We start from the raw sequence: 20,087 nt of genomic DNA, 5'->3' as shown, positions 1-20,087 counted from the left end.
CTGGGACGAACCAGTACAGTGGACGCACCGCGAGCCCCGGACGTCTGCGCCGAGCAACCGACTCCCGGGGAGGACACTGGATGGACGACGAGCAGAACGTACTGGCCACCGTGTGGCCGGAGGTGGTCGCGGAGTTGACCACCGGTTCGCCCGACGGCGCCATCGGCGCGGTGACCCGAGCTCAGCAGGCGTGGCTCAAGCTGGTCAAACCGTTGATGGTCGTCCAGGGCTTCGCGCTGCTCTCGGTCCCCTCCTCGCTCGCTCAGGAAGCCATCGAACGTGACCTGCGTGAACCGATTCTCCGGTCGCTCGGCCGCCGGCTCGGGCCGCAGGTGGAAGGTCTCGGGGTTCGGATAGCCGCGCCTCTGCCCACCGGCGCCGACAACGGTCCCGCCCGGCACGCCCGGATGACCAGCCGGCCGGAGCCGGCCGCCCGGCCCGACCATTTCGGCAACGGCCGTTCCCGCCCCGCCCCGCCCTCTTTCCCCGCGACCGGACCGGCCGAGGCCTCGTGGCCGGACGAGGCCCTGCGTGACCCCGAGGGAGTCGAGTACTCGGGTCGCGGATACCAGCCGGAGCCCGGATTCCCGCACCGCACGGAGGTCCCCGGCGAGCCGCGTTTTCCCGGCCGGGGCTTCTCCCATGAGGCCGAGCTGCCGCTGACCGGCGAACTGCCCCGCAATCCCACACTGCCGCGCACGACCGATCCGCTGCCCGGGGAGGCGCCGCGCCGGCCCACCCTGCCCGAAGTACCGCACGGCGGAAGCTTTCCTTCCGATCCGGCGCTACCCCGCGGCACCGAGGACCCGATACGGGATCCCTACCCGGCGCCACGGTCCTACCCGCGCGAATACACACCGTCCACGGAATACCCGCGGGACACCGGATACGAGCGGGACCGGGAGTATCCGCCCGCGGAGTACCTCGACCCCTACGCAGGCAGCCGCGGCGATATCGCCGACCCGGTGACCAACGGCCGGGAGCGCGGTGCGCCATCGGTCCGGGACGGCGGGCCCGACCTGGATCCGATCCTGCCGTCACGCCGTGCCGCCCGCCCCACGCAGGAAACCCTGTTCGCGCCCGACCTCGCCCCCGGTGATCTCGCACCGCGGGACGAGGTCCGCGATACCGATCGCGACAGTTTGCGCGAAAGTGTCCGCGACCCGGGCGTCGATCCGGAACCCGACGTGCACCTCGAGGACGAGAAGGTGGTGAACGTCCGGGATTCCTGGCCCACCTTCTTCGCGAAATCCTCGGGCGCCGGGGATACGGCGAAACCGTCGGCCAGCCTGAACGCGAAGTACACCTTCGAAACGTTCGTCATCGGCGCGTCCAACCGCTTCGCGCACGCCGCGGCCGTCGCCATCGCCGAGGCCCCGGCCCGCGCCTACAACCCGCTGTTCGTCTGGGGTGCCTCGGGGCTCGGCAAAACTCATCTGCTGCATGCCGCCGGCCACTACGCCCAGCGGCTCTTCCCCGGGATGCGGGTCAAATACGTCTCCACCGAGGAATTCACCAACGACTTCATCAACAGCCTGCGGGACGACCGGAAAGTGGCGTTCAAACGCCGCTACCGCGAGACCGACATCCTGCTGGTCGACGATATCCAGTTCATCGAGGGTAAAGAGGGGATCCAGGAGGAGTTCTTCCACACCTTCAATACCCTGCACAACGCGAACAAGCAGATCGTGGTGTCCTCGGACCGGCCGCCCAAACAGCTGGCCACGCTGGAGGAGCGGCTGCGCACCCGCTTCGAGTGGGGTCTGATCACCGATGTGCAGCCGCCCGAACTGGAAACGCGGATCGCCATTCTGCGCAAGAAGGCGCGCATGGACCGCCTCGATGTGCCGCACGATGTCCTGGAACTCATCGCCAGCCGGGTGGAACGCAATATCCGCGAGCTCGAGGGCGCGCTGATCCGGGTGACCGCTTTCGCGTCGTTGAACGGGCAACCGCTGGATCAATCGGTGGCCGAGGTGGTGCTGCGCGATCTGATGCCCGAATCACAGGATGTGGAGATCACCGCGTCCACGATCATGGGCGTCACGGCCGAGTACTTCAATACCTCGATGGACGAGCTCACCGGCCCGGGTAAGGCCCGGCCACTCGCCCAGGCCCGGCAGATCGCAATGTATCTCTGCCGGGAACTCACCGATCTGTCGCTGCCCAAGATCGGTCAGGCGTTCGGGCGCGACCATACGACGGTCATGTACGCGGAGAAGAAAGTCCGCAAGGAGATGTCGGAGCGCCGCCGGGTGTACGACCAGGTCCAGGAACTCACCGCGCGGATCAAACAGCGCTCCCGCTGATCGGCGCGTACACGTCGCTGCCGGAAGTGGTTCTCGCAAAGTTCGATCGGGGATATCTTCGCCCGGTCGGATGGTGACCGATTCGCGTGGGCGGCAGCACTGGCGCGCCGGCAGTCGACGGGCCAGCCGCCCATGCGGAGAGCCGGGTCGACCCGTGACTCGAGCGTAGAGCCGAACCGCGTGCAGCCGATGGGTTCGGGAGAGGGGCAGGGATGTCGTTCGCCGAACTGCCGGCAACCGCGGCGTGGTCGCATCGGGACGCCCGGTCGGGCTTCGAGGTCGTCCACCTGCGGCAGGATGACGACGGTTATCGCATGGACGGCTGCACCACCGCCGTCGAGGACGATCAGGCCTGGTTCGTGCGCTACGAGATCACGGTGGATTCGGGCTGGGCGACCCGCGCCGCGCACATCACCACCCGGTCGCCGATCGGCTGGCATACGGTGCTGATCGAGTCGGACGGTGCCGGACGGTGGCTGATCGACGGTACGGCGGCGCCGAAGCTGGACGGCTGCCGCGACGTGGACCTGGAATCGTCGGCGATGACCAATATGCTGCCCGTGCACCGCCTCGTGCTACCCGTGGGTGGCCGGGCCGCGGCGCCCGCGGTCTACGTCCGCGCGACCGATCTCTCCGTCGAACGGTTGGAACAGGAGTATCGGCGCGCCGCCGACGACGGCGGCCGGCAATGCTACGAGTACTCCGCGCCCGCATTCGATTTCGCCTGCCGGTTGATCTACGACGCATCGGGCCTCGTGCTGAGCTATCCGGGAATCGCTACCCGCGTCGCCTGAGCGGCCGTTACCGCTCCATGTGGGTGGCCCTGGCCCTGTTGCGCGCGATTTCCGGTTATCGCCCCTTCCGGATCGAGGGCGCCCACATTCAGGACATTCGTTGCCGGTCCGTTGGCCCCGTGCGGGCGACCGCACCCGGGTGGCCGGACTGTCGACCACCCGTAGGTCCGCGCGGGCGAGCCGGGGAATCAGGACTGTCAGGCCATCCGCCGATCAGGTCGCGAACGCCGTGCGGAGGTTCCACCACGCCCTTGCGGCGGCCACTCACCCGGACCGGGGCTTCCGGTCGCGGGCCGGAACCGGAAGTTGTTCCGTCGCAATCCGCTTGGCGGACCGGACGAATCACCCGTTCTCCCGCAGCCTTACCCGGATCCTACGGACGTCGGCGTGTCGGAAGCATCCACAGGTGTGTCGCTAACAGCCTGTGGAGGCTCTGAACTGGAAGTTTGTGATATCCACACCTGTGGATTCCCCAGGTTGTCCACCGGCCCATCCACAGGATCGGAGGGGTGTTGGGGGCAACTTGTCCACATGCTGTTTATCCACAGTTTCCACAGGCGATTTCGTCCACAGCTACTGAACAGCGACGTTCCGGTCAGAGGGCTGGGGACAACCTGTGGATTCCTCGAGGAATCCTCGAGGAATCCACAGGTTGTCCACGGATCCATACACAGTGTGCACAACTGGCCGGAATCTGGGGACCAAGTTGGGGACGGACTGTGGACGCAGTGTGGACAACAAAACCTGTCCACAGCCGCCCTCGATTCATCCTCGAGTTATCCCCTGGCCATCCACAACCAGACACGCGGGGTGACCTGGGGAAACCAGCGGAATCCACAGTTTCCACAGGGCCTATTACTACTCCTGTTCTTCATCTAGAAAATTTCTCTTCAAAACAGGTTGTGTGGACAAGTCTCGAGCGGACCGCACCGCCGCACAGAGCCGGAAGAAGACAAGGACAGCGAGGGAGGCGCAGGGGAGCGCAGCGATCGCATCCACGAGCGGCTACCCACTGACGCACAGATCTCTCGATCTGTGCAGAGCCCGACGAGCCGGGATCGTTCCCTGCCCACTGCGGCGCTCCCAGCTCCGCCCGCCGGCGTTCGCCCGGCGATCCGGTCCCCAACCACACACCGCCATCCGAAGAGCCGGAACCTCGTACTCACGAGCGATCGCCCATCGGGCGGCCGCTGCGTACGCGACCTCCTTGTCACATCGATGGGAAGAGCAGCCGACGCGCTGCGAGTGAAGTCGAGTTCCGGCCGCCGCACAGGGGAACCGGTTGCGGAGTTGTCCACACCGCTACCGTGGGACGACTGTGGATACGGCCACACCACGGGAGCGCGCGAATATCGGCCACCCGACGCCCGGATGATCCACAGTGGTCGCGTCCGCTGGTTCATCCACAGCTGTACACAGCTGATCGGCCCAGGCAGTGGCGATACGACTCGATCTGCCCGCCCGGCCTGGCCGGGGCACCGCCGGAGGACGTATCCTCCACTCGGAGGGGCAGCCGACCGCGTAGCTCGAAACGGGGTACGGTCTGATGTCGGCCGCTTGTGCCAGACTCCTGGGGCGGCCGGTCCGGATTTCCGGCCGCCGCATCGACCGCCGCGCCGGTGGCGGAGTCGGCGCAGCGGGATACACGGGGGCAGCACAGCCGTCGATCCACACTGAACGGGAGAGGACACCTCGGGCGATGGACCTTGCAGGCATGAAGTTTCGGGTCGCGCGTGAGGATTTCGCGGAGTCGGTCGCCTGGGTGGCGCGCAGTCTGCCGTCCCGCCCTCCGGTCCCGGTACTCGGCGGAGTCCTGCTGGTCGCGGACGAGGACGGCCTGACCGTCTCCGGGTTCGACTACGAGGTCTCCGCGCAGATGCGGGTCGCCGCCGAGGTCGCCGGTCCCGGGCGCGTCCTGGTCTCGGGCAAATTGCTGGCCGACATCACCAAGGCGCTGTCCAACAAGCCGGTGGACGTTTCCGTCGACGGCACCCGCGTGCTGATCCAGTGCGGCAGCGCCAAGTTCTCGCTGCCGACCATGCCGGTGGAGGACTATCCCCAACTGCCGGAGGTGCCGCAGTCGAGCGGGGAACTGGCGGTCGAGGTGTTCGGTGAGGCGGTCGGCCAGGTGGCCGTCGCGGCCGGCCGCGACGACACGCTGCCCATGCTGACCGGTATCCGGGTCGAGATCGAGGGGCCGCAGGTGGTCCTGGCGGCGACCGACCGGTTCCGGCTCGCGGTGCGGCACATCCAGTGGCAGCCCGTACGCACCGATATCGAGACCGCGGTCCTCATTCCCGCCCGCACCCTGTCCGAGGCCGCCAAGACGCTGGGTGCCTCCGATCGGCCCGTGCAGCTGTCGCTGGGGTCCGGAGCGGGCGCCGACGGGCTCCTGGGCATCGTCAACGGTGGTCGGCGGACCACCACCCGGCTGCTGGATGCCGAATTCCCCAAGTTCCGCCAGTTGCTCCCCAAGGAGCACACCTCGATCGCGACGCTGGAGGTCGCCTCGCTCACCGAGGCGATCAAGCGTGTCGCGCTCGTGGCCGAGCGCGGTGCCCAGGTACGGCTGGAATTCTCCGGTGAAGGCCTGCTGTTGTCGGCGGGTGGTGACGACGCCGGCCGGGCCGAGGAATGGCTCACCGCCGATTTCCGGGGCGAACCGCTGACCATCGCCTTCAACCCCGGCTACCTGATCGATGGCTTGTCCGCACTGCGTTCCGAGCGCGTCACCTTCGGGTTCACCACTCCCAGCCGCCCGGCTGTGCTGCTGCCCGCCGGCGAGGAGGAACCCGAGCCGCTCGATTCCGGTGCGTATCCGGCGGTGGAGAGCGACTACATCTACCTGTTGATGCCGGTCCGGCTTCCGGGCTGAGCGCGCGTGGGTTCGGTAACGACGAACCGGCGCACCTCCACCCGGTACCGCCGGTGTCGGTGTACCGTGCCTGCGGTGGCGGTCGGTAGCGATACCTCCGCAAACCAGCGCCGCGACCTGCGCTCTCCCCAGTTATCCACAGTTGTGGATAACTGGGCTGTCTTTCCCCGGATGGTGTGAACAGGTGCATATCCGTGCGCTGACCTTGCGTGATTTCCGATCCTGGGAGCAAGCCGAGATCGAGTTATCCACAGGACCTACAGTTTTCCTGGGGGCGAACGGTAACGGCAAGACCAACCTACTCGAAGCGCTGGGCTACCTGTCCACGCTGGGGTCGCACCGGGTCTCCACCGACGCACCACTCGTCCGGGCCGGCGCCGAACGCGCCCGGATCGGCGCGAACGTAGTGCATCTCGGCCGCGAATTGCGGATCGATGTCGAACTCAACCGCGGCGCGGCCAACCGGGCACAGATCAACCGGTCCCCGGTGCGCCGGCCGCGGGAGATCCTCGGCATTCTGCACACCGTATTGTTCGCTCCCGAGGATCTGGCGCTGGTTCGGGGCGACCCGGGGGAGCGTCGTCGTTTCCTCGACGAGTTGTGCACCGCGCGGCGCCCCGGCCTGGCCGGCGTCCGCGCCGATTACGACCGGGTGCTGCGGCAGCGTTCGGCCCTGTTGAAAACCGCGGGCCGGTCCGCGCGGGCGGATCTCGGCACGCTGGACGTCTGGGACGGGCACCTGGCGGCTCATGCGTCGGTCCTGCTCGCGGAGCGGTTGCGCTTGGTCCACGAACTCCATCCACATCTGGCCCGCGCGTACGCGGCTCTCGCGCCGGAGTCACGGCCGGCGGCGATCGGGTACCGCAGCGGCGCCCTGCCGGCCGAGCTGCTCGATCCCGGCCGCTCGCCCGAGCCCGGTGACCCGGCCCTGCTGGAGGAGATCCTGCTGTGTGAACTCGCCACCGCGCGGGCCAAGGAGCTCGAACGAGGCGTCTGCCTGGTCGGTCCGCATCGGGACGAGCTGGAGTTGATGCTCGGCGAAACCCCGGCCAAGGGTTTCGCCAGCCACGGGGAGTCCTGGTCGTTCGCGCTGGCGCTGCGGCTCGCGGCGTTCGAACTGCTCCGAGCGGACGGGGCCGAACCGGTCCTGTTGCTCGACGATGTCTTCGCCGAACTCGACCGGCGTCGCCGCACCGCACTGGCCACCGTGGCAGCGGCCGCCGAGCAGGTGCTGATCACCGCGGCCGTCCCCGAAGACGTGCCCGCCGAGCTGATCGGCGCGACGTTGCGGGTGACGACCACCGGTGATCCGGAACATCGGATATCCGGTTTCGCGACGGAGCGCCCGGTCGCCGGTGGTGACCCGCCCGCGGCGGTCGCCGGTGATTCGCCGGGGTGACGGACACGCGCCCGCCGCCGTCTTGCATGCGCGCCGGGCCGTTCGTAGAGTGAGCCGGTACACCGGGCCGTTATCCCCCCGTCCGGTATCGGAATCCAGTTATCCACAGCCTGTGGATAACTTATTCGACCAGGTCGTCGCCCCGCACCTCGGACGGCTGCCCGGTCCATTCGGTGACAACCGGCACCGGCACTCGAAATACCAGCCCTGAGCTGCGGATTTTCCCGATGGAGCGACCTTTGTGCCGATCCTGTCGGCGTGGTGTCGAGCAGGGATTCCCGGATGTGCACAGCCTGAGGAAAACCGGTCGAACCTGGGGATAACTCGCACCGGTGAGTGGGAGCAGCGATGACCGACCAGCCCGGAACGCCCGGTGGCACAACGCCTCCGACAGAACCGGAGCTGCGCGGGGTCGACCTGGCCCGCCGGGCGCTGGAGGAGGCTCGGGCGGCGGCGCGCGCCAGCGGTAAATCCGTCGGCCAGGGACGCTCCTCCCCGCGCCGCGGTCTCCGTTCCGGCGCCCGCCGCCGCAGCGGGTGGTCCGGTCCCCGTCCCGACGACCGCGATCCGCAACCGCTGTCCAAACTCGCCACCTCGATCGCGCGCAGCCGCGGCTGGTCCACCAAAGTCGCCGAGGGCACAGTGTTCGGGCACTGGTCGGGGGTGGTCGGGGAGGATATAGCCGCTCATGCGAAACCGGTCTCTCTCGAGAACGGTGTATTGAGTGTCGCGGCCGAGTCCACCGCCTGGGCCACGCAGTTACGTCTGCTGCAGGCACAGTTGCTCGCGAAGATCAGCGCGGCGGTGGGGCCCGGGGTGGTGCGTTCACTGCGGATCTCCGGACCGACGGCGCCGAGCTGGCGCAAAGGACAACGTCATGTCCGGGGCCGCGGACCCCGCGATACCTACGGTTAGAACCCGTTTCACGTGGAACGCGACCTCGCGTTCGGCGCCCCGGGCCTCAGTGAACTCTCAGGCCGAATCTGGTGCTTCGAAACGGCCGGACCGCGAGGGGACCCGTGCCGGTCCGATTTCTCTCACCCAGGAAGCCGTCAGGGGTGTCGCAGGTGCACTGTAAGTTGGGCCGCGAAGTAGGATGGAAGTGTAAATCAGCGGCGATACCCTCGGCGCGTTGCGTGCAGCCCTCTGATCGGTCCCGGGCCCACGTGCGCTGTCCCACCGCCGTCCCGGGGATCAGCAAGTAAGGAGAGCTACCGACCAGTGGCTGCCAAAGACTCCAAAGCATCAGGCTCGAGCGCATCGGAAAAGCAGGACTACGGTGCCTCCTCCATCAAGGTCCTGGAAGGCCTCGAGGCGGTGCGGATGCGCCCGGGCATGTACATCGGCTCCACGGGTGAGCGCGGTTTGCACCACCTGATCTGGGAGGTCGTGGACAACTCCGTCGACGAGGCGATGGCCGGCCACGCCACCAGGGTCGAGGTCACTCTCCTCGCCGACGGCGGTGTCCAGGTCGTCGACGACGGCCGTGGTATTCCCGTCGCCATGCACGCCCAGGGCATCCCGACCATCGAGGTCGTCATGACCCAGCTGCACGCCGGCGGCAAGTTCGACTCCGATTCCTACGCCGTGTCCGGCGGTCTGCACGGTGTCGGTATCTCCGTGGTCAACGCGCTGTCCAGCCGGCTCGAAGCCGAGGTGGACACCGACGGTTACCACTGGAGCCAGACCTACAAGGACGCGGTCCCGGGGCAGCTGGTCCAGGGCGAGCCGACCAAGGCCACCGGAACCACCATCCGGTTCTGGGCCGATCCCGCGGTCTTCGAGACCACCACCTACAACTTCGAGACCGTATCGCGGCGTCTGCAGGAGATGGCCTTCCTGAACAAGGGCCTGACCATCGTCCTCACCGACGAGCGCGTCAGTGATATCGAGATCACCGACGAAGTGGTCAGCGAAACCGCGGAGGCGCCCAAGCACGACGACAACGGCGAGAAGCCCGCGGCCGAGCCCAAGGTGAAGACCCGCACCTACCACTACCCGGGCGGTCTGGAAGATTTCGTCCGGCACATCAACCGGACCAAGCAGCCGATCCACAACTCGGTGGTCTCGTTCAACGGTAAGGGCACCGGGCACGAGCTCGAGGTGGCGATGCAGTGGAACTCCGGTTACTCCGAGTCGGTGCACACCTTCGCCAACACCATCAACACCCATGAGGGCGGCACCCATGAGGAGGGCTTCCGCGCCGCGCTGACCACGGTGGTCAACCGGTACGCCAAGGAGAAGAAGCTCCTCAAGGAGAAGGACGGAAACCTCACCGGCGACGATATCCGTGAGGGTCTGGCCGCCATCGTCAGTGTGAAGGTCAGCGAACCGCAGTTCGAGGGCCAGACCAAGACCAAACTCGGTAATACCGAGGTGAAGTCTTTCGTGCAGCGTGCCTGCAACGAGCATCTGGCGCACTGGTTCGAGGCCAATCCGGCGGATGCCAAGACCATCGTCAACAAGGCGGTGTCCTCGGCGCAGGCCCGGGTCGCGGCGCGGAAGGCCCGTGAGCTGGTCCGGCGCAAGAGCGCGACCGATATCGGTGGCCTACCGGGCAAGCTGGCCGACTGCCGGTCCAAGGACCCGAGCAAATCCGAGATCTACATCGTCGAGGGCGACTCCGCCGGCGGCTCGGCCAAATCCGGCCGGGACTCCATGTACCAGGCGATCCTGCCGCTGCGCGGAAAGATCATCAACGTCGAGAAGGCACGTATCGACAAGGTCCTCAAGAATGCCGAGGTCCAGTCGATCATCACCGCTTTCGGCACCGGTATCCACGACGAGTTCGATATCGCCAAACTCCGGTACCACAAGATCGTGCTGATGGCCGACGCCGATGTCGACGGCCAGCACATCTCGACGTTGCTGCTGACGCTGCTGTTCCGCTTCATGCGGCCGCTCATCGAGCACGGTCACGTGTTCCTGGCGCAGCCGCCCCTGTACAAGCTGAAGTGGCATCGGGTCGATCCCGAGTTCGCCTACTCCGATCGGGAGCGCGACGGTCTGCTCGAAGCCGGTCTGGCGGCCGGTAAGAAGATCAACAAGGACGACGGTATCCAGCGGTACAAGGGTCTCGGCGAGATGAACCCCAAGGAACTGTGGGAGACCACTATGGACCCCTCGGTCCGGGTGCTCCGTCAAGTGACGCTGGACGACGCGGCCGCCGCGGACGAACTGTTCAGTGTCCTGATGGGCGAGGACGTGGCGGCGCGCCGCAGCTTCATCACCCGTAATGCCAAGGACGTCCGCTTCCTCGACGTATAGGGCGGTCCGCCCGCGGCGCCCACGCGCGCGGTGACCAGCCGTATCCCGTCAGTACCTAGGAGATTGCATGACCGACACCACCCTGCCGCCGGAGAGCGCGGGCGACCGGATCGAGCCGGTCGATATCCAGCAGGAGATGCAGAGCAGCTATATCGATTACGCGATGAGCGTGATCGTGGGCCGCGCGCTCCCCGAGGTCCGCGACGGCCTCAAGCCGGTGCACCGCCGGATCCTGTACGCGATGCACGACAACGGCTACCGGCCCGATCGCAGCTATGTGAAGTCCGCGCGGCCGGTGGCCGACACCATGGGCAACTACCACCCGCACGGCGACTCGGCCATCTACGACACCTTGGTCCGTATGGCCCAACCCTGGGCCATGCGGTATCCGCTGGTCGACGGCCAGGGCAACTTCGGTAGCCGTGGTAACGACGGTGCTGCCGCCATGCGGTACACCGAATGCCGGCTCACGCCGCTGGCGATGGAATTGCTGCGCGAAATCGACCACGACACGGTCGATTTCATCCCGAACTACGACGGCAAGACCCAGGAACCGGTCGTCCTGCCCAGCCGCGTACCGAATATGCTGATGAACGGCAGCAACGGTATCGCGGTCGGCATGGCGACCAATATCCCGCCGCACAACCTGACCGAGCTCGCCCAGGCCATCTACTGGGTGCTCGACAACCACGACGCCGACGAGGAAGCCACCCTCACGGCCTGTATGGAACGGGTGAAGGGTCCGGACTTCCCGACCGCCGGCCTGATCGTCGGCACCCAGGGGATCCACGATGCCTACACCACCGGACGCGGGTCCATCCGGATGCGCGGTGTGGTGGAGATCGAAGAGGATTCCCGCGGCCGCACCACGATCGTGATCACCGGTCTGCCGTACCAGGTCAACACCGACAACTTCATCAACGCGATCGCCGAACAGGTCAAGGACGGCCGGATCGCCGGTGTCGCCGATATCCACGACGAGTCCTCGGACCGGGTGGGCCTGCGCATCGTGGTCACCGTCAAGCGGGACGCGATCGCCAAGGTCGTGCTGAACAACCTGTACAAGCACACCCAGTTGCAGACCAGCTTCGGCGCGAACATGCTCTCCATCGTCGAGGGTGTCCCGCGCACCCTGCGGCTGGATCAGATGATCCGGCTGTATGTGAACCATCAGCTGGAAGTCATCGTCCGGCGTACCCGCTACCTGCTCCGCAAGGCCGAGGAACGGGCCCATATCCTGCGCGGCCTGGTCAAGGCGCTGGATCAGCTGGACGAGGTCATCGCGTTGATCCGCCGGTCGGCCAATACCGAGACCGCGCGGACCGGCCTGATGCAACTGCTCGATATCGACGAGACCCAGGCCACCGCGATCCTGGATATGCAGTTGCGGCGCCTCTCGGCGCTGGAGCGGCAGAAGATCGTCGACGAGCTGGCCAAGCTCGAGGCCGAGATCGCCGATCTGAAGGACATTCTGGAGAAGCCGGAACGGCAGCGCGCGATCGTCAAGGACGAACTCGCCGAGATCGTGGAGCGCTACGGCGACGAGCGGCGGACCCAGATCATCTCCGCCGACGGCGATGTGGCCGACGAGGATCTGATCGCCCGCGAGGATGTGGTGGTCACCATCACCGAGACCGGGTACGCCAAGCGCACCAAGACCGATCTGTACCGCAGCCAGAAGCGCGGCGGCAAGGGTGTGCAGGGCGCGGGCCTGAAGCAGGACGATATCGTCCGGCACTTCTTCGTGACCTCCACCCACGACTGGTTGTTGTTCTTCACCAACAAGGGCCGCGTGTACCGGGCCAAGGCATACGAATTGCCGGAGGCCAACCGCACCGCGCGCGGGCAGCACGTGGCGAATCTGCTGGCCTTCCAGCCGGACGAGAAGATCGCCCAGGTCATCCGGATCAAGTCCTACGAGGACGCCGCCTACCTGGTGCTGGCCACGCAGAAGGGCCTGGTCAAGAAGTCGCGCCTGGTCGACTTCGACTCCAACCGCAGCGGCGGGATCGTGGCGGTGAACCTGCGCGACAACGACGAATTGGTCGGCGCCGTACTGTGTTCGGCCGAGGACGACCTGCTGCTGGTCTCGGCGCAGGGGCAGTCGATCCGCTTCTCGGCCACCGACGAGGCGCTGCGCCCGATGGGACGCGCAACCTCCGGGGTGCAGGGTATGCGGTTCAACGCCGAGGATGCCCTACTGTCGTTGAACGTGGTCCGCGACGGGACATACCTGCTGGTGGCGACCTCGGGCGGCTATGCCAAGCGGACCGCTATCGAGGAGTACACCGCGCAGGGACGTGGCGGAAAAGGTGTATTGACGATCCAGTACGACACCCGGCGTGGCACCCTGGTGGGAGCACTAATCGTCGACGACGACGACGAGTTGTATGCCATCACCTCCAGTGGAGGCGTTATCCGTACTGCCGCCCGGCAGGTGCGCAAGGCCGGTAGGCAGACCAAGGGCGTGCGATTGATGAACCTCGCCGAGGGCGATACCTTGCTTGCGATCGCACGTAACGCCGACGAGCCCGAGCAGATCGACGGCGGCGGTTCTCCCGAGCAGTAATCCCATATCGGCGGCAAAGAACGGATCCGAGGATTCCCATTGACCACTCCGAAACAGCCGAGCGACGAGCGGCAGCAGACGAACGGCGTGACCGAGCGGGTCACCCCGTCCCCGATTTCGCCGCGCCCGACTCAGCGGCCGGGCGAGGCCGCGGACCACGAACAGGCAGGCGGGCAGCCGGGCGGTAACCCGTCCGGCGGTTCGCCCGCCGCCGGCCCGCAGCCCGAAAAGCAGGAGCAGCAAGGCGAATTCGCGTCCGACTCGCGCAACGCCCCGGCGGACCGGAATTCCGGCCCGCAGGCCGGTGGCGGGCCGGGCGATCAGCAGGGCGGCGCGGGTAATCAGCAGGCCGGCAACGGCCCCGAGGCGAACCGGTACCAGGAGGGCTGGTCGCAGCTGCCGCAGCGGGAACCGCAGTCGAACCTCTCACGGCCCGGCCATATGCCGGTGGGCGGCGCCCAGCGGTCGGTGGGCCTCCAGGGCGGCGGTCTGCAGGGCGGCGGGGGTTTGCAGGGCGGGGTCACCAATGCCCGCACCACCAGCGACCTGGCGGCCAAGGCGGCACGTAAGGAAGCGGCCATGGCCAAATCCGTTGGCCTGGACGGGCCGACGCGCAGTATCGCGCGTCCGGAGCTGGTGAAGGATATGCCGGATCTTTCCGAGATCCGGCACCCGCTACCCCCGGAACAGCCGCCCAGTCAACCGCACAACCCGTATACACCGCCGGTCGCGGCCCAGCCCGCACCGGCGGCGCCGCGCGGGCTGCCGCAGGCGGTGCTCGGCGGAGAACCGTTGCGTGCCACCGTCCAGGTGCGCCGGATCGATCCGTGGTCCACGCTGAAGATCACCCTGGTGATCAGTGTGGCCATGTTCTTCGTGTGGATGATCGCCGTGGCGCTGCTGTACATGGTGCTGGCGGGTATGGGCGTCTGGGAGCGGCTCAACAGCACCTTCACCGATATGGTGTCCCCGGACAGCGGATCGGTGGGGCTGATCGACGCGGGTACGGTCTTCGGCTACGCCGGGGTGATCGGGCTCATCAATGTCGTCCTGTTCACCGCGCTGGCCACGGTCGGCACGTTCATCTACAACCAGTGCTGCGATATGGTCGGCGGTATCCAGGTCACGCTGGCCGACCCGGACTGAATTCGTGCATACCTGGAACGGCCGGCGCTCACACCTGGGCGCCGGCCGTTCCGTATATCGGTCGAGCTTCGACGCCAATGCTCTGACCAGCGGTTTTGGTTGAAATCACGGTTTCCTGTAGTCTCTGTTCTCGGTCGTCGAACTACAGTTCTCGTGAGAAACTGAAGTTGGGTGAACCCCGCGGGTCTATAGCTCAGGCGGTTAGAGCGCTTCGCTGATAACGAAGAGGTCGGAGGTTCAAGTCCTCCTAGACCCACACTTGTACGAGAACCAAGCCCTCGAACCCTTCACGGTTCGAGGGCTGATTCGTTTCCGGGCCACCCCTGGATACCGTCCGGTCCGGAATTGAGCTGTTCCGGTGTCACAGGACTAGGCTCGAGAGCATGAAATACGTTCTCACCATCGGTCTTGTCGCTGCGGTTCTCATCGGTATCAGCAAGCTGCGCCAGCGTGACGACGCCGACCTGTGGCACGAGGTCACCACACGCTGACCCCGTCCCGGGCGACGTTCTCGGTCGTTGCCACCGGACCCGGTGACCACCGGGTCGGATGCGATCACGGCCGGGCCAGCAGTTCGATGACCGAGTACACCTGTTCGGTGGTCGGCGTCGGCAGATTGTCCCGGCCGTGGATCAGGCCGAGTCCGATGTAGACCATCGCGCCCGCCCGGATGCCGGCCTGGTTCTCGTCGAATCCCAGGTCCAGCATCGTCCGGTGGACCGTCTCGAACACCCGCTGGTCGAGGGTGCGTACCGCATCGGCCACCTTGGGGTTGCTGCGCGACCATTCCCGCACCGTGGTCTCGACGATCCAGTGCCGGTGGTCCACGAGCATGGCGGCCATCTTCTCGATCCGTTCCTCCACCGGGATCTCCGCGAACCCGCCCAGCTCCCGGATCTTCTCGCTCTGTACCGCGCTCCAGCGGTCTGCCATTGCCGCCATGAGCTGTTCGATATCGTCGAAATGCCAGTAGAAGCTGCCCTTGGTCACGCCGAGTTCCTGGCACAGCCGCGGGATCCTGATCGCCGCGATGCCTTCGCGGGACAGTAGCTCGAGCGCGCCGTCGACCCAGTCGTCGTAGGACAGCCGAGCGGTGCGCCGGCGCCGGGATTGTTGGGCGCGAGCCTTTTTCGATCGGGGTCGTGGTGGCGCCGTCCGGTCGTCGGCGGGATCGGGGTGCGAAGCCGTGGACGGACCCGCCGTCATCGGTTCGACAGGTCAGCGCTGAGTCTCATACTCCGATGGTAGGGGAGGCGGCCGACGGCCTCGACGTATTCGCCCATCACGACAGATCGCCGGCCGTGCGCGTGGCCCGTGTCTCCGCCGTGTGTGCGGAATTCTCCGGCGATTTCCGTACTGTCAAGTACAGTCTTTCCATACGATTCAGTATGGGTTGGGCCACGCGCCCCCGTCGCGGGTCCGCCACCAGGTCTCGGGCGGCCCCGGTGAGGAGGAGATCAGCGATGTCGATACCAGCGGCGACACCGGCCGGGGACGCAACGGACGCGCAATGCCCGGCGGCCTTCCGCTACTGGCAGGTGCGGGACACTCCCGCGGTCAGGCGGGTCGAACGGGTCTTCCGGACGGTGACCGGTTCGGCGCTGTTTCCGACCGACGAGCAGGCGCGGGCGTTGTGCGCGGATATGTTCACCGGCGACCCGGTCGCGGAACGGTTCGTCGCGGAGGTGATGCGCGGGGAGGCCGGCCGGGAGCACGGCCGCTCCCTGCTGGACACCGCGCTGCGCGACGGTATCGGCGCGGTTCCCGACGCCCCTGCCGCCATGCGCGAGCTGTTCGACGAGTTCGAGACGGTCCCCGATTGGGTTCGTCCGGAGCTGGTCGAACGCGGCGCCGCGGTCTGGCGGCGCTGGGGCACCATGCTGTTCGGCTTCGCGGGTGCGGAGACATTGGAGATGTACACCGAATCCGCGGTCGCGACACCGCTTTCGCTGGCCGGTGGCTACGCCGGGGACAGCGCGCTGCGCCGCTTCCTGGAGACCTGCCGGTTCTGGATGGACGTCTCCCGGCCCGGAGCGCTGCTGAGTCCGGGCTCGCCGGGGCGGGCCACCGCCCTGAAGGTACGGATCATGCATGTCTCGGTGCGTGCGGGCGTGCAGCGACATCCGGAATGGGAGATCGAGCGGTGGGGGCTGCCGATCAGTCAGACCTACCAGTTGCTGACGCTGATCGCCGGCAGCACGATCCCGGGCCTGGGACTCTGGGCGCTGGGCTACCAGACGACCCCCGCGGAGTTCCGGGCGCTCCTGCATTTCCAGAAGTACATGGGCTACCTCCTGGGTGTCCGGCTGACGTGGCACCCGGAGACCGTGGCCGACACGCTACGGGTGATGGCGATGACGATGGTCGCCCGGGCGTACGACTCCGGTGCGCAGGGCGCCGAACTCATCGAGTCCTATCCCGCGGCCTTCGCCCCCCGTCCGGAGCAGCGGGGCCCGGCCCGGCTGCGGGCGCACTACAACTATCGGATCAACTCGGCGTACGCGGCCCTTTACATGCTGCCCACCACCCGGCGCCGCTACCGGATGCCGGCGGCATTCCCGTGGGTGCTCATCCCCATCGCCAGAATTCCGCTGGTCACCGCCGTGGAATTCCTCCGCCGCGTGCCGCCGCTCGGCCGGGTGCACGAGCGGATCATGCTCTGGCACCGGGAGAACTGGTATCGCGAGCAGATGCAGGGCCGGGAAGCGGAGTTCGAGGCGACCGGCGCCCTGCGGCGCTGATCGGCGCCCCCGGGTATCCTTGTTTGACGGTGTACGTGCCGGAACGCTAGTGTTTCGCAGGCGACTCGCGGCTCAGGCCGCATGGCTGCCCGGGGCCTTAGCTCAATTGGCAGAGCACTGCCTTTGCAAGGCAGGGGTTAGGGGTTCGATTCCCCTAGGCTCCACTTCCGGCGATCAGCAGGCGACTGCGGCCAGATGGCCGCGGTGCCTGTCGCCCCATTCCTCGAGCGGGCGCAGCGCCTCTGCGAGTTCCTCTCCGAGCGGGGTCAGCGAGTATTCGACCCGCGGCGGCACCTCCGCGTACACCTCCCGCCGGACCACGCCGCCGGCTTCGAGTTGGCGCAGATTCTCGGTCAGCACTTTCTCGCTCACCCCCGTCAACGCCCGGCGGATCTGGCCGAACCGCTGCGGGCTCGCGCCCAGGACCCACATCAGGTGCAGTTTCCACTTGCCGCCGACCACATCGATGGCCAGCGACATGCCGCACACCTGGTGATCCGCATCACTCACGTCGGTCACCTTCTCCTCCTGACCTCGTTACGGACCTGGCGGTAAGCAACCACATCCGCAGGTGCGTTCTTGTGTGACTCTACCCGCGTGACCAGCATCGGTATCGGCGCCGCAACCAGCTGAACCACAACCGAGAAGGACATCGAATGTCTCAGGAGAAGATCCGGTCCGTCAGTGTTATCGGGCTGGGGCCGATGGGCCGGGCGATGGTACGGGCATTCCTCGCCGCCGGTATCGAGGTCACCGTCTGGAATCGCAGCGGCGACAAGGCCGAGGAGATGGTGGCCGAGGGCGCGAAACGTGCCGCGACCGTGGCCGAAGCGCTGGAAGCCAACGAGGTGACCGTGCTCAGCCTGACCCACTACGCGGCGATGTACGACGTACTCGGCCCGGCGGCCGGCAGCCTGTCCGGCAAGGTGATCGCCAATCTGTCCTCCGACTCCCCGGACAATGCGCGGAAGGGCGCCGCGTGGGTGCGTGAACAGGGCGCCGAATTCCTTTCCGGCGGTTTCATGTCCGCGGGCGACAATATCGCGCACCCGGCCTCGTATGTGTTCTACAGCGGACCACGGGAGGTCTTCGACGCGCATGCCGAACTGCTCCGGCCGCTGAGTCCGCAGGAGTACCTCGGGGTGGACGACGGTCTGGCGCAGGTCTTCTATCAGGCGCTGCTCACTGTCTTCCATCCGTGGATGCTCGCCTTCGACCAGGCGCTCGCCGTGATCGACCGCTCCGGTGTCGATATCGACCAGTTCCTGCCGTACGCCGTGCGGTCCAGCGAGGCGTACCCGTTCTTCATGACCGAGTACGCCGCGGCGGCGAAGGCCGGTGGCTGGGGTGATCTCGCTGCGTTCGCGATGATGGACGCGGGAGCGCAGCACATCATCGATGCCAGTACCGAGGTCGGTGTGGACGCCACCCTTTCCCGTGCGGCACAGGGATTGTGGCGCCGGGCGCGGAGCGCGAGTGAGCAGGCCGGACGTCCGGTGCCCGTTTTCGAGATGATGCGTGGCGGCGCCTCCGCATAGGGTCTCGGCCGGGCCCGGCCCCCCGCTACCCGCGGGGGCCGGGCTGCGCTGCCGGATTCGCCAGCCGCGCCTTCTCGGCGATCTCGGCGGCGTACTCCATATGGTCCACGCCCGGAAGCTGTTCCAGGGTCAGGCTCTCGATATCCCAGCGCGGCCGGGCCTCGGCGATGAACCTGATGGCGTCTCGGACGAAGCGCTCGCCGGACGGCCTACCGATATGTGCCGACGGCGTGTACAGGCGGAGCCAGCCGAGCAGATCGGCTGCCGTGCCGTCGATTCCGGTGGCTGCCACGGACTCGTCGGCCGTGGAGGTATCCGGGAGCAGCAAACTGGTCGGTGAGACGCCGAGCGCGACCGCCAGTGCGATCAGATCGTCCACGTCCACCCGGCGCTCACCCCGTTCGATCCGGGACAGGCCGAGTACCGGGATCGGCCGCCCGATGGCCTCGAGCCGGCGGGCCAGATCGGCATAGCCGAGGTTCATCCGATTGCGATACCGCAGGACGTTCGCGCGCACAGTATCGCCTGTGGGGCCGAGCGGGTTCTTCTTGATCACCACCTGACCAGGGTGGTCTATCGAAATGATGCCGTCAAATATCGTTTCGATGTAGCGCACGAAGACGTAGTCGGTGGGCTTTCCGGGGTGAAATGATCAATCTGATGTCTATCGAAATGATGTTGTGGAGCATCGTTTGGATAGAAAAGCGGGTCCTATCAACTCGAGCGGGTCGCCATCATGTAGGCCTGCGTGGTCCGCTCCCCGGTCTCGGCGCTGCGGTCGAGCCGCAACTCGACGGTGAAACCCGCCGCCGCGAGGGCGTCGGCGAGCTCGTCGGTCGAGATGCGGTGGAAGTCCAGCGATATGGCATGCCCGTAGCCCTCGTCCAGATGCAGGATGCCGGTACCCGACTGGAAGGCCAGCAGCAGTTTGCCGCCGGGACGCAGTACCCGCCGGAACTCGGCGAGCACACCGCCGCGTTCGGTCGCCGGGATGTGGATGAGGGAATACCAGGCCACCACACCGGCCCGCGAGCCGTCGGGGATATCGAGCGCGGTCATGGATCCCACCTCGAAATCGATCTCCGGATAGGTGTTCCGCGCCAGTTCCACCATCGCCGGGGACAGGTCAATTCCGTGCACCCGGATCCCTTGCGCCGCCAGATGAGCGGCGATCCGGCCCGGGCCGCATCCGATATCGGCGACCGGACCCGAATCACCGACCGACTCGGCGAACGCGGTGAGTACCGCTCGATCCCAGAATCGCCTGTCCATTTCACCGGCCGCATGCTCGGCGTAGGCGGTGGCGATCGCGTCGTAACCGGCGCGGGTACGAGAGAGAAAACAGGATTCGGTCACCGGAAAGACAGTAGTGTCCGGGCCGGAACCCGACAGCGGTCGTGACGTTCGCGGTGCCGGGGCGTAGCTTTGGTGGTGTCGACCCTGCACAGA

Annotated in this window: 14 protein-coding genes and 2 tRNA genes; 12 read left to right on the top strand and 4 right to left on the bottom strand. The window is 66.9% G+C overall.

Annotated elements, in window-relative coordinates; translation table 11 throughout:
- Positions 1 to 80: 80 nt before the first annotated feature.
- From dnaA to NF4_RS02845, 9 genes are all read left to right on the top strand, one after another.
- A complete protein-coding gene (dnaA, locus tag NF4_RS02885) occupies positions 81 to 2,309 on the top strand; it encodes a chromosomal replication initiator protein DnaA (protein WP_063125704.1) in 2,229 nt (742 codons plus the stop codon).
- Between the two features lie 212 nt (positions 2,310 to 2,521).
- Positions 2,522 to 3,103 (top strand): putative glycolipid-binding domain-containing protein, encoded by a 582-nt coding sequence (locus tag NF4_RS02880; protein ID WP_063125703.1) that lies wholly within the window; start codon positions 2,522 to 2,524, stop codon positions 3,101 to 3,103.
- A 1,699-nt stretch (positions 3,104 to 4,802) separates the two neighbouring features.
- Entirely contained in the window at positions 4,803 to 5,978 is a 1,176-nt protein-coding gene (gene dnaN, locus NF4_RS02875; RefSeq protein WP_063125702.1) for a DNA polymerase III subunit beta, read from the top strand.
- Between the two features lie 184 nt (positions 5,979 to 6,162).
- Complete coding sequence (gene recF / locus NF4_RS02870) at positions 6,163 to 7,377, top strand: DNA replication/repair protein RecF (RefSeq protein ID WP_084532805.1); 1,215 nt, start codon at positions 6,163 to 6,165, stop codon at positions 7,375 to 7,377.
- 348 nt (positions 7,378 to 7,725) lie between these two features.
- A complete protein-coding gene (locus NF4_RS02865; RefSeq protein ID WP_063125701.1) occupies positions 7,726 to 8,292 on the top strand; it encodes a DUF721 family protein in 567 nt (188 codons plus the stop codon).
- 306 nt (positions 8,293 to 8,598) lie between these two features.
- On the top strand, positions 8,599 to 10,644 hold the full coding sequence (gene gyrB / locus NF4_RS02860; RefSeq protein WP_063125700.1) for a DNA topoisomerase (ATP-hydrolyzing) subunit B: 2,046 nt from the start codon (positions 8,599 to 8,601) through the stop codon (positions 10,642 to 10,644).
- 67 nt (positions 10,645 to 10,711) lie between these two features.
- On the top strand, positions 10,712 to 13,213 hold the full coding sequence (gene gyrA, locus NF4_RS02855; protein ID WP_063125699.1) for a DNA gyrase subunit A: 2,502 nt from the start codon (positions 10,712 to 10,714) through the stop codon (positions 13,211 to 13,213).
- 39 nt (positions 13,214 to 13,252) lie between these two features.
- Positions 13,253 to 14,359, top strand: a complete 1,107-nt coding sequence (locus NF4_RS02850; RefSeq protein WP_063125698.1) for a DUF3566 domain-containing protein — start codon at positions 13,253 to 13,255, stop codon at positions 14,357 to 14,359.
- A gap of 182 nt (positions 14,360 to 14,541) precedes the next feature.
- A tRNA-Ile gene (locus tag NF4_RS02845) sits at positions 14,542 to 14,615 on the top strand.
- A 299-nt stretch (positions 14,616 to 14,914) separates the two neighbouring features.
- On the opposite strand, the gene NF4_RS02840 is transcribed toward NF4_RS02845, so the two are convergent.
- The gene (locus NF4_RS02840; protein WP_063814481.1) at positions 14,915 to 15,565 is read right to left on the bottom strand and encodes a TetR/AcrR family transcriptional regulator; all 651 of its coding nucleotides are present in this window, start codon (positions 15,563 to 15,565) and stop codon (positions 14,915 to 14,917) included.
- A 257-nt stretch (positions 15,566 to 15,822) separates the two neighbouring features.
- On the opposite strand from NF4_RS02840, the gene NF4_RS02835 reads away from it, so the two are divergent.
- Together NF4_RS02835 and NF4_RS02830 are read left to right on the top strand one after the other, a co-directional pair.
- Positions 15,823 to 17,100, top strand: a complete 1,278-nt coding sequence (locus NF4_RS02835) for an oxygenase MpaB family protein (RefSeq protein ID WP_063125697.1) — start codon at positions 15,823 to 15,825, stop codon at positions 17,098 to 17,100.
- A gap of 91 nt (positions 17,101 to 17,191) precedes the next feature.
- Positions 17,192 to 17,264 (top strand) — tRNA-Ala (locus tag NF4_RS02830).
- A 10-nt stretch (positions 17,265 to 17,274) separates the two neighbouring features.
- On the opposite strand, the gene NF4_RS02825 is transcribed toward NF4_RS02830, so the two are convergent.
- A complete protein-coding gene (locus tag NF4_RS02825; RefSeq protein WP_157119916.1) occupies positions 17,275 to 17,580 on the bottom strand; it encodes a winged helix-turn-helix transcriptional regulator in 306 nt (101 codons plus the stop codon).
- Positions 17,581 to 17,729: 149 nt separating this feature from the next.
- Between NF4_RS02825 and NF4_RS02820 the strand changes: the two genes are divergently transcribed.
- Entirely contained in the window at positions 17,730 to 18,638 is a 909-nt protein-coding gene (locus NF4_RS02820; RefSeq protein WP_269749577.1) for an NAD(P)-dependent oxidoreductase, read from the top strand.
- Positions 18,639 to 18,663: 25 nt separating this feature from the next.
- Here the strand turns inward: NF4_RS02820 and NF4_RS02815 are convergent, their stop codons facing one another.
- Positions 18,664 to 19,197 (bottom strand): helix-turn-helix domain-containing protein, encoded by a 534-nt coding sequence (locus NF4_RS02815; RefSeq protein WP_063125694.1) that lies wholly within the window; start codon positions 19,195 to 19,197, stop codon positions 18,664 to 18,666.
- A 155-nt stretch (positions 19,198 to 19,352) separates the two neighbouring features.
- Positions 19,353 to 19,994 carry a class I SAM-dependent methyltransferase gene (locus NF4_RS02810; RefSeq protein ID WP_063125693.1) on the bottom strand — a complete coding sequence of 214 codons (642 nt, stop codon included), beginning with the start codon at positions 19,992 to 19,994 and terminating at the stop codon, positions 19,353 to 19,355.
- Positions 19,995 to 20,087: the final 93 nt, after the last annotated feature.

The organism is Nocardia fusca NBRC 14340, from assembly GCF_001618425.1.
Taxonomy (GTDB): domain Bacteria; phylum Actinomycetota; class Actinomycetes; order Mycobacteriales; family Mycobacteriaceae; genus Nocardia; species Nocardia fusca.
The sequence above is the reverse complement of the archived record's forward strand: the minus strand, read 5'-3'. Positions and strand labels throughout refer to the sequence as shown.